Origin of the sequence: Nguyenibacter sp. L1 (assembly GCF_035199985.1) — a bacterium.
Lineage (GTDB): Bacteria > Pseudomonadota > Alphaproteobacteria > Acetobacterales > Acetobacteraceae > Gluconacetobacter > Gluconacetobacter vanlangensis.
On the sequence record NZ_CP127015.1, the window covers coordinates 1,014,735 to 1,024,972 of the forward strand.

Below are 10,238 nucleotides of genomic sequence, written 5' to 3' on the forward strand. Positions count from 1 at the left end.
CCAGGAAACCAACCGAGAGAGCACGGGATCGGCGCCGCCGGTCGCACGCGGCTTTGGACAGGAGCAGACGATGACCCGCAATATCGTGATCGTCATTGCGGACGGCGAGCATGCGCGCTTCGTGCGGCCCGCCGAGAACCATGCCCTGCATACCGTGGATTCCTTCGATTCCGTCGTCGCGCACCGCCAGACCTCCGACCTGGGCGACGATGCGCCCGGCGCCAGCTTCCATAGCGGGTCGAGCGCCCATCATGCGCTGAATCCGCGCCATGACCGGCACCATGTCGAAATGGAGAAATTCTCCCGCCTGGTGGCAAGCCATATCAACGACCATTACCAGGGCTGCGAGGGGATGGTGATCTTCGCTCCGTCACGCAACCTGTCGATCATCGTCGATCACCTGAAGCCGGACCTGAAGGGGCGGCTGGTCGGCACCGACGACAAGGACCTGGTGAAAATCCCCGACCACGCGCTGATGACGCATGTGGCGCCTTTCCGGTTGAAGCTGGGCATATGATCCACCCATCCCCCGTCCACCCATCACTGGCCGCATGAGGTGCGCCATGACGGTGTCGTCCGACACGCTTCGCTGGTTCGACGCGATCCGGCTTGAGGATCTGCCGCTGGTCGGCGGGAAGAATGCGTCGCTGGGCGAGTTGTACCAGGCGCTTTCGGCGCAGGGCATCCTGGTGCCCAACGGCTTCGTCCTGACGGCGCGCGCCTATGACGACGCGCTGCGGGACGCCGGCGCGTGGCCTGCCCTGCATGCTCTGCTGGACGGCCTGGACACGACCGACATCGCGCTGCTGGCGCAGCGCGCGGCCCAGGCGCGGCAGATCGTTTATGCCGCGACCGATAGTGCGCCGCTGCGCGAGGCCGTCGCCGGGGCCTATCGCCGGCTGGAGGCGCAATATGGCACGGGCGTCCCGGTGGCGGTGCGCAGTTCGGCGACCGCCGAGGATCTGCCCACCGCCAGTTTCGCCGGCCAGCACGATTCCTTTCTGAATATCGGCGGCGCGGGGGCCGTCTTCGACGCCTGCCGCCATTGTTTCGCGTCGCTGTTCACCGATCGGGCCATCGTCTATCGTGCCAATAACGGGTTCGATCATTTCAAAACGGGTCTGTCGGTCGGAGTCATGAAGCTGGTCCGCGCGGACCGCGCGGCCAGCGGCGTCGTCTTTACCCTGGATACCGAATCCGGCTTCCGCGACGTGGTGCTGATCACCGGGGCCTGGGGACTGGGGGAGAATATCGTCCAGGGCACGATCGACCCGGACGAGTTCTATGTGCACAAGCCGAGTTTTCGCCAGGGGCACCGCGCCGTGCTGCGCCACGTGCTGGGCGGAAAGCAACTGACGATGGGCCTGGTGCCGGATGAAGGGGGCTCGGCCACCCGCAATCTGCCGACGCCGGAGGCGCTGCGGGCGCGCTACTGCCTGGAGGATGACGAGATCCTGAATCTGGCCGGACAGGCGATGCTGATCGAGGCGCATTATTCGGGGCGTGCCGGCCATCCGATGCCGATGGATATCGAGTGGGCCAAGGATGCGGACGACGGCCGGCTGTATATCGTCCAGGCCAGGCCGGAAACCGTGGCCGCGCGCAAGAACGTCGCGATGCTGGAGAGCTACGCGCTGAAGGGAAGCGGGCGCGTGCTGGCGCGCGGGCGGGCGGTGGGCGAGAAGATCGGCAGCGGCGTCGCCCGCATCGTGACCAGCCGGGACGACCTGAAATTCTTCCGCCCCGGCGAGGTGCTGGTCGCGCCGTCGACCAATCCGGACTGGGAAGCCGTGATGAAGACGGCTTCGGCCATCGTCACCGACCATGGGGGCCGGACCTGCCATGCCGCGATCATCGCCCGCGAACTGGGCGTGCCCGCCGTGGTGGGCACCGACGCGGCGACCCGGGTGCTGCGCAGCGGGCAGGCCGTCACCGTGTCCTGCGCGGGCGGCGAGAGCGGCACGGTCTATGACGGCGCCATTCCCTTCGCGGTCAGCCGGGTCGATGCCGGCCTGCTGCCGCGCCCGCGCACGCCCGTCATGGTCAATCTGGGCAATCCGGACCTGGCGTTCCGCACCGCCCTGATGCCCTGTGCCGGGGTCGGGCTGGCGCGCATGGAATTCATCATCAGCGAGGCGATCGGCATCCATCCGATGGCGCTGGCGCACCCCGAGCGCCTGCCGCCCGAGGACAGCGCGCGGATCGCGGCGCGCACCGCCGCCAGCCCGTCGCCGGGCGACTATTTCGTGCGGACATTGGCCGAGGGGGTCGGCACGATCGCCGCCGCCTTCCACCCCCGGCCGGTCATCGTGCGGCTGTCGGATTTCAAGACCAACGAATATGCGGCGCTGATCGGCGGGCAGGTGTTCGAGCCCACGGAGGCCAATCCGATGATCGGGTTTCGCGGCGCGGCACGCTATGCCCATCCGGCCTATGCCGACGGGTTCGCCCTGGAATGCGCGGCCCTGGCGCGGGTGCGCGGCGCGATGGGCCTGACCAACCTGATCGTCATGGTGCCGTTCTGCCGGCGGGTCGAGGAAGCCGAGCGCGTGCTGGCGGCGATGCGCGAACACGGGCTGGCGCGCGGCAGGGACGGGCTGGAGATCTACATGATGTGCGAGATCCCCAACAACGTCATCCAGATCGATTCCTTTGCCGCCGAATTCGACGGATTTTCGATCGGGTCGAACGATCTGACGCAATTGACGCTGGGGGTGGACCGGGATTCCGACCTGGTCGCGTTCGATTTCGACGAACGCGACCCCGGCATGCTGGAAATGCTGCGCCTGGCCGTGACCGGCGCCCGGCGCAATGGCCGCAAGATCGGAATCTGCGGCGAGGCGCCGGCCAATGATCCCGAGATCGCGCGCTATCTGGTGGCGATCGGCATCGACTCGCTGAGCGTCAATCCGTCGAGCCTGCTGCGCACCATGGAGATCGTCCGCCAGGCGGAGGAGAACGAGAGCCGCGCGGCGTAGAGCAGATCCCTGACCGATGGATGCCGGATATGTCCCAGATCATCGCGAGCCAGATCATCGCGACCCAGGTCATCGCAACATTGACGCTGAATCCCGCCGTGGACGTGGCTTGCGTCGCCGCCGAAATCCGCCCCACGCACAAGATCCGCACCATGGACGAGCGGCTGGACCCCGGCGGGGGCGGCATCAATGTCGCGCGCGTCGTTCATGAACTGGGCGGCGAGGCCCTGGCCGTGATCATGACCGGCGGCGTTACCGGCCGGCTGGTCGAGGAGTTGCTCGACCAGGCGGAGGTGCCCTGGCGGGGGCTGCCGATCGGCGGCCGCACCCGGATCTGCCTGAACGTGCAGGAGCGCGCGACCCGGCTGGAATATCGCTTCGTGTCCGAAGGGCCGCTGATCGCGGAGGCGGAATGGCGCAACAGCCTGGACCTGCTGCACGGGATCGATGCCGGCTGGATCGTGGCCAGCGGCAGCCTGCCGCGCGGCGTGCCCGATGATTTCTATGCGCGTGTCGGCCGCATCGCCGCGGCGCATGGACGGCAATTCGCCATCGACACCTCGGGCCCGGCCCTGCACGCGGCGATCGGCCCCGACGTCGCGCTGCTGAAGCTGAGCCATGGCGAGCTGGAATCGCTGGTGGGCCATCCGGTCAGGGACGCCAATGGGATGGCGATGGAGATCGCGGAGCTGATGCGCCGGGGCGCGGCCCGCATGGTCGCCGTCAGCCTGGGGCAGGACGGGGCCATCCTGGGCCATGCCGACGGCATCGTGCGCCTGCCGGCACCGCCCGTGGAAACCTGCGGCACCGTCGGCGCCGGCGACAGTTTCATGGCCGGTCTGCTGGTCGGCCTGACCCGCGGCATGCCGGCCTGCGACGCGCTGGCGCTGGCCATCGCCGCCGGTTCGGCCAGCGTGGAGATCTACGGCACCGCCCGGGCTCGGCGCGACAAGGTGGAGGCCCTGTTCCGGCAGATCAGGGAAAAGGCATAGATCTTGGAGAGAATCGATGACGGATCGTCCTTCCCTGCCCTTACCGGCGCCCCGCCTGTTCGCGCTGGCCGGCACCGAGGCGCTGGGCCGGGACATCGCGCGGCATCTGGGCATCGCGCTGGGCCGGCATGAGGAACGCGATTTCGAGGACGGCGAGCACAAGGCCCGGGTGCTGGAGAGCGTGTACGGCGCCGAACTGTATGTGCTGCACAGCCTGCATGGGATGGGCGTGGGCAGCGCCAATGACCGGCTGTGCCGGATGCTGTTCTTTATCGCCGCCTGCAAGGATGCTGGCGCCGCGCGCGTGACGGCGGTGACGCCCTATCTGTGCTATGCGCGCAAGGATCGGCGGACGAAACCGAACGATCCGGTCACGTCGCGCTATGTCGCGGCATTGTTCGAGGCCGCCGGCGCCGACCGGGTAATGGCGCTGGACGTGCATAACGAAGCCGCCTTTGAAAACGCGTTTCGCTGCAGGACCTTGGCCCTGACCGCGGCCCCTTTGCAGGTTGCCGCGATCCTGGCCGTCACGGCCGATGAGCGGCTGTGCGTCATATCGCCCGACCTGGGCGGGGGCAAGCGCGCCGAACGGCTGCGCGAGGCGCTGGAACGCGCGGCCGGACGGCCCGTCGGCCGCGCCTTCGCCGAAAAATACCGCAGCGCCGGGATCGTGTCGGGGGACCTGTTCGCCGGCGATGTCCGCGATGCGACCTGCATCATCGTCGACGACCTGGCCAGTACGGGGGGCACCCTGGTCCGGGCCGCCCGCGCCGCGCGCGAGAACGGGGCGCGGCGGGTCCTGGCCTGCGTCACCCACGGGCTTTTCGCCCGCGCGGCGGGGCCGGTCCTGGCCGATCCGGCCATCGAGCGGATCATGGCGACCGACACCATCGACCCGGTCCCCCTGCCCGGCGGACCGGCGCGGGACAAGCTGGAAATCGTGCCGACCGCCGCCCTGTTCGCCGAGGCCATCGGCCGGTTGCACCGCGGCGAATCCCTGGCCGACCTGCTGGTGCTGTAGGCCGGGCGGATACGTCGAGACCCTGGCGCCGTTGAAAATCCTGACGATCGCCGCCATGTTTTTCATAAACAATCGGAAGATCGATACAGGTGTCATGCCGTACTGGCCCATATCCCGTCGCGGCGCGCGGATATTGTCCTCCGCCCTTGCGGCCTGCTGCGTCCTGACGGCGCCTCTGCCGGGCCAGGCGAGCGGCGCCGTGCCGGCGCGGACCGAAATCCAGGTCAAAATCGCCGATACCGGCTTTATCCCCGCGACCTTGACGATCGGGACCGGCGCCACGGTAACCTGGACCAACACCGGCGACACGGCGCACGAACTCGTCGCCACCGTCCAGGGAGTGCCCGAGCCGGAGATTTTCAGGTCGCCGCCGCTGGATATCGGCGACAGGTTTTCCTTCCGGTTCGTCGCACCGGGTCGGTATCGCTATTTCTGTGCGTATCATCCGGAGATGACCGGAACGGTGACCGTGCGATAGGAAAGCTGCCTCCGTCACCGCGGGTCAGGCGTTGCAGCCTCAACGCGTCGGACAGTGCCAGGCGCAGATAGGCGCGCGCCTGGCGCGGCCATTTTTCCGGGGTACGCTGCCGGGCGTCGCGCAGATGCATGATGGCCAGCCGCGCCCGCAGCATGGCGCGATGGCTGCGATAGAACAGCAGCAGGGCGTCCGTGCCGCGCCCCTGCATCACGGGCTTCAGGCGCCGCGCGATGCGCGCCCCGGCCCACGGCGCGCCCAGTCGCGCACATTCCAGTTGCAGGAAGGCGATTTCGTCGAGCGGATCGAGTGCCCGCAGGCGCGCGTCGAATTCCAGGCAGTCGATGATGGTGACATCCCGCGCCAGCCAGATATGTTCGGGCCGCAAATCGCCATGCGCGTCGACGATGCGTCCGGCCCGGATGCGCGCCAGGATCGCGCCGAAATGACGATGCAGGAACCGCGTCTGGATCCGGTCGATCCGCGCCACGATGCCCCAGGGCAGGTGCCAGGGCGGGGGAAAGCCCGGATCCAGCAGCACATGCCGGTTATAGGCCAGGGCGAGGTCCCAGGTGCGTCGCAGGGCGGGCGCGGCCAACCGGACGGGAACGGGCGCCGCGTGCGCGTAGAACCGCACCAGCGCGGCCGACAGCCGGTCCAGGCTGGCGGATGGCAGCGCACGGGCGCGCAGCGCGGCGTCGAGAAACCCCCGATCATCGAGGCGCCGCATGACGACCAGCCAGTCGACGACGCGCCCCGCCCCCCCGATGCCGAGACCAAGGGGCCCGGCGACCAGCGGGACGACCCCCAGATAGACGTCGGGCGCCAGGCGGCGATTCAGCCGATCTTCGGCCCGGCATGCCGCCGCGCGACGATCGGGCGTGGAAAAATCGAGATAGGGGAAGCGAACCGGCTTCTTGAGCTTGTAGACGCGCGATCCCGCCAGGAACACCCAGGACATATGCGTCTCGCGCATGATGACCGACCGGGGATGTCCGGGATAGTGCCGCGGATCGGACAGAAAGCGCACTTTTTGGTCCAGAGACACGGGAGGTTCCGGCGATACGTGCCGGAGCGCCGGCGGGTTATCGGCAGATTCCCCCTTGTCCCGGCGTGCGGACGATCTTCGGCGCATGCCCCGGTTTTTGATCCCTTTCGGCCGCGGCGGAACCGGATCCGGTCTTTTCTCCTGCACGCGTCGCTCGGTGATCGTCATGCGATGATGGCTTTGGCGATGATGGCTTTGGCGGTGGTGGCTTTGGCGGTGGTGGCTTCGACGGCTTTTTGGCGGTCATGTCGTCCCTTCCCGAGGCCCTGCCCAGAGGATGGTTCAGAGGATGATCCAGAAGATGGGCCGGAAACGAATTTCCGGAAGGCGGAACGGGGCGCCGCCCGTCCCGGGCCTGCATCACGTTCGCGCGCCGTTGATTGAACCATCATCACGTACTCCCAGATGCAGGCCCGGTTCAGGTGCATGGAGGACGGAAGATGTTACGTCTGAAGCCGGTTCCCGCGGCGGCGATGGAACTGGTGGAGCGCCATGGCGATCAGGCCGCCGGCGTCGCGCGGGCCAGGCGGGACGAGGCGATGGAGGCCGATGACGCGGAATTGACGGCCTATTGGAACGCGGTGCTGGAGGCGTCCGAATATCTGATCGAAGAGACCCCCAAACCCCTTTGCTGACGTGCGGAGTCACCCGACGGCATGATGCTGCGCGCGGGATATTGGCGGTATGCGGGTCAGCCGGGCATCCTTCGCCCCGGCCCGCATGTGCTGGCGACCCTGCTGATGGCCATCCTGGCGGCCGCATCCTCCTGCGCCGCGCCGTCCTGCATGGCGGAGACGACCGGCCCCGGCGCCATTCCGATCCTGGCCTATCATCGCTTCGATCCCGTGCGGCGCGGTCCGACGACCGTCACCATTGCCGCATTCGAACGGCAACTGGACTGGCTTGCCGCGCATCGGTACCGCATCGTGCCGCTGCGGCAGGCCATCGATATCCTGCAGGGCATGGCAACCGCCGACGGCCCCGTCGCCGCGATCACGGCGGATGACGGCCATGTATCGGTCTATACGCAGCTTTATCCGATCATCCTGCGCCGGCATGTTCCGGTGACCTTGTTCCTCTATCCCTCGGCCATTTCCCGGGCATCCTATGCGCTGACCTGGGCGCAACTGGCCGAGATGCTGCGATCGGGCCTGGTGTCGGTGCAGTCCCATACCTATTGGCACCCGAATTTCCGCGTGGAACGCGCGCGTCTGGCGCCGGATGCCTATCGCGCCTTCGTCGCGGACCAACTGGCACGATCGAAATCGGTCCTGGCGCGCCGTCTGGCGGTGCCGGTCGACATGCTGGCCTGGCCGTTCGGCATCGCCGATCCCGAACTGCGCGCGGCGGCGCGGCGCGCCGGCTATCGCGCGGCCTTCGGCTATGGCGGCGGGGCCGCGCGTCCGGGCGTCGATCCGATGGATATTCCCCGTATCCCGATGTCGGATATCTCCATGTCGGGCGCCATCGCGGAGCGTCCGCCTGCCGCCCGGCCGACCACAATGCCGGAACGGGCGGCGCCATGAGCGGCATGCGCCATTTCCGCCGGCCTGCCCTGGTCCTTGCCCTGGTCCTTGCCCCGGTCCTTGCCCCGGTCTTTGGCAGCTTGGCCTGGGGGCTGCCGCCGGCGCCGGGCGGCCGGGCGGCGGCCGTGACGCTGCATGTCGTCGATGCCGCGACCGGCCGCCCCGTCGCGGGCGCGCGCATCGTGCTGGGCGACCAGGAGCCGGATCAGGTGCCGGATGACCAGGTGCTGGAGACCGATGTTTCGGGGCGCGGCGTGATTGCCCGGACGGACGGGCGGGCCTTCATCCGCGCCCCCGGCTATCGCGCCGGCACGGCCGACATCGCCGCCCTGCCGTCCGACGGGACGATGGCTCTGACCCCCTTCGTGCCGAAGGCGCTGTATCTGTCCAGCTACGGCATCGGTTCGGCCGCGTTGCGGAACCGGGCGCTGGCGCTGATCGGGCAGTCCGGGCTGAACGCACTGGTCATCGACGTCAAGGGCGATCGCGGCCTGGTCCCCTATCCCAGCCGCATTCCCCTGGCGATCGCCGACGGGGCGCGCCGGATGACGACCATTCCCGACCTGGGTGCCCTGGTGCGCATGCTGCATGCCCGGAACCTGTATGCCATCGCGCGGATCGTCGTCTTCAAGGACCTGCCGCTGGCCTCGGCCCGGCCGGACCTTGCGGTGCGCCTGCCCGATGGCCGCCTGTTTCACGACCGGCAGGGCATGGCCTGGACCGACCCGTCCCAGCCCGCGGTGCGCCAGTACAACATCGCGGTCGCGATCGAGGCCGCGCAGGCCGGGTTTGACGAAATCCAATTCGATTACATCCGTTTTCCCGACGAGGCCGCGCGCGGCCGCTTTCCGGACGCGGCCAGCCAGGCCGGCCGCGTCGCCGCCGTCACGGCGTTCCTGGCCGAGGCGCGCCGGCAGCTTCTGCCCTATAACGTCTATCTGGCCACCACGATTTTCGGCTATGTCGCGTGGAACCGGGACGATACCGGCATCGGGCAGCAACTGGAACGCATGGCGCCCCTGGTCGATTACCTGTCGCCCATGCTCTATCCGTCGGGCTTTACCTTCGGCATTCCCGGCGTCGGCGCGCCGACGCGCCACCCCTATGAGATCGTCTATCGCAGTCTGGAGATGGCGCGGCGGCGCCTGGATATTTCGCCGAAACGCTTCCGCCCGTGGCTGCAGGCGTTTCGGGATTACGCATTCGACCGCATTCCGTTCGGGCCGGACGAGATCGCAGCACAGATCCGGGCCGCGACCGATTTCGGATCCGATGGGTGGATGATGTGGAATCCGCGCAACGTCTATGACGCGCTGCCCGCGAGCGCGTCCATGTCCGCGACCGCGCCCATGCCCGTCATCGCGGCGGGGCGTTAATCCGACCCGGCGGCCGATCACCCCGGCCGGCATCGTCCAGAAACCCGAGGGACGAAACGGACGTTGTCCGGCCGGCCGCGGAACGCGGCCCAGCAATGGAGGTGCGCATGCCGCCGATCCCGCCCCTGCCCGCCCTCCGGCGCTGATCCGGAATGGCCGGCCATGGCGCTGTTCAGCCCCGTCAGCAATCTTTACGCCCGGATCGGCGTGATTGCGGTCGCGCTGCTGCTGGCGGGCGGCGTGGGATGGTGGCTGGCATGGCCGCGCACGCATTATGCGCGCGGCGTGGGGTTCGATCGCGACCAGCCGGTGCCGTTCAGCCACCAGCATCACGTCGCAGGCCTGGGGATCGATTGCCGGTTCTGCCACAGCACGGTCGAGATCTCGTCGGACGCGGGGATGCCGCCGACCTATACCTGCATGACCTGCCATTCGCAGATCTGGACCAATGCCGCCCTGCTGGCGCCGGTGCGCCGCAGCCTGGCCGAAAACCGCCCGATCGCCTGGCGGCGGATCACCGACCTGCCGGATTATGTCTATTTCAACCATGCGATCCACGTCGCCAAGGGCGTGGGCTGCGCGTCCTGCCATGGGGCGGTGGCCGCCATGCCGCTGATGTACAAGCAATATAGCCTGACCATGGCGTTCTGCCTGGCATGTCATCGCAACCCCGGGCCGAACTTACGCCCCGCCGATGCGATCTTCGATACGGAATGGGTGCGCGGCCCCTCGACCCCGCCGCCGGCCGCGCTGATGGCGCGCTACGGGATCGGGGGGCGCAACCTGACCGAATGTTCGATCTGTCATCGCTAAATGTCCGGT

Annotated in this window: 11 protein-coding genes; 9 read left to right on the forward strand and 2 right to left on the reverse strand. The window is 68.3% G+C overall.

What is annotated here, in order from left to right; translation table 11 throughout:
- Window positions 1-70: 70 nt before the first annotated feature.
- The 5 genes from QN315_RS04480 to QN315_RS19565 all read left to right on the forward strand — a co-directional run bounded on the left by QN315_RS04480 (window position 71) and on the right by QN315_RS19565 (window position 5,469).
- A complete protein-coding gene (locus tag QN315_RS04480) occupies window positions 71-517 on the forward strand; it encodes a host attachment protein (protein ID WP_323991685.1) in 447 nt (148 codons plus the stop codon).
- Between the two features lie 46 nt (window positions 518-563).
- Window positions 564-2,978, forward strand: a complete 2,415-nt coding sequence (gene ppsA, locus QN315_RS04485; protein ID WP_323991686.1) for a phosphoenolpyruvate synthase — start codon at window positions 564-566, stop codon at window positions 2,976-2,978.
- Window positions 2,979-3,007: 29 nt separating this feature from the next.
- Window positions 3,008-3,970 carry a 1-phosphofructokinase family hexose kinase gene (locus tag QN315_RS04490; protein WP_323991687.1) on the forward strand — a complete coding sequence of 321 codons (963 nt, stop codon included), beginning with the start codon at window positions 3,008-3,010 and terminating at the stop codon, window positions 3,968-3,970.
- 16 nt (window positions 3,971-3,986) lie between these two features.
- Entirely contained in the window at window positions 3,987-4,991 is a 1,005-nt protein-coding gene (locus QN315_RS04495; RefSeq protein ID WP_323991688.1) for a ribose-phosphate diphosphokinase, read from the forward strand.
- 94 nt (window positions 4,992-5,085) lie between these two features.
- Entirely contained in the window at window positions 5,086-5,469 is a 384-nt protein-coding gene (locus tag QN315_RS19565) for a cupredoxin domain-containing protein (RefSeq protein ID WP_408904585.1), read from the forward strand.
- On the opposite strand, the gene QN315_RS04500 is transcribed toward QN315_RS19565, so the two are convergent.
- On the reverse strand, window positions 5,351-6,514 hold the full coding sequence (locus QN315_RS04500; RefSeq protein WP_323991689.1) for a hypothetical protein: 1,164 nt from the start codon (window positions 6,512-6,514) through the stop codon (window positions 5,351-5,353). The two genes, QN315_RS19565 and QN315_RS04500, sit on opposite strands and share 119 nt — an antisense overlap.
- Window positions 6,515-6,678: 164 nt before the next feature.
- Window positions 6,679-6,906: a hypothetical protein gene (locus QN315_RS04505; protein WP_323991690.1), complete on the reverse strand. Its 228-nt coding sequence runs from the start codon at window positions 6,904-6,906 to the stop codon at window positions 6,679-6,681.
- Window positions 6,907-6,954: 48 nt separating this feature from the next.
- Between QN315_RS04505 and QN315_RS04510 the strand changes: the two genes are divergently transcribed.
- The 4 genes from QN315_RS04510 (at window position 6,955) to QN315_RS04525 (ending at window position 10,229) form a co-directional block, all read left to right on the forward strand.
- On the forward strand, window positions 6,955-7,149 hold the full coding sequence (locus tag QN315_RS04510) for a hypothetical protein (protein ID WP_323991691.1): 195 nt from the start codon (window positions 6,955-6,957) through the stop codon (window positions 7,147-7,149).
- Window positions 7,150-7,170: 21 nt separating this feature from the next.
- Window positions 7,171-8,040 carry a polysaccharide deacetylase family protein gene (locus tag QN315_RS04515; RefSeq protein WP_323991692.1) on the forward strand — a complete coding sequence of 290 codons (870 nt, stop codon included), beginning with the start codon at window positions 7,171-7,173 and terminating at the stop codon, window positions 8,038-8,040.
- Window positions 8,037-9,416 (forward strand): putative glycoside hydrolase, encoded by a 1,380-nt coding sequence (locus QN315_RS04520; protein WP_323991693.1) that lies wholly within the window; start codon window positions 8,037-8,039, stop codon window positions 9,414-9,416. The genes QN315_RS04515 and QN315_RS04520 overlap by 4 nt, the downstream gene beginning before the upstream one ends.
- Before the next feature lie 162 nt (window positions 9,417-9,578).
- Window positions 9,579-10,229 (forward strand): cytochrome c3 family protein, encoded by a 651-nt coding sequence (locus QN315_RS04525; protein WP_323991694.1) that lies wholly within the window; start codon window positions 9,579-9,581, stop codon window positions 10,227-10,229.
- The last annotated feature ends 9 nt before the right edge of the window (window positions 10,230-10,238 follow it).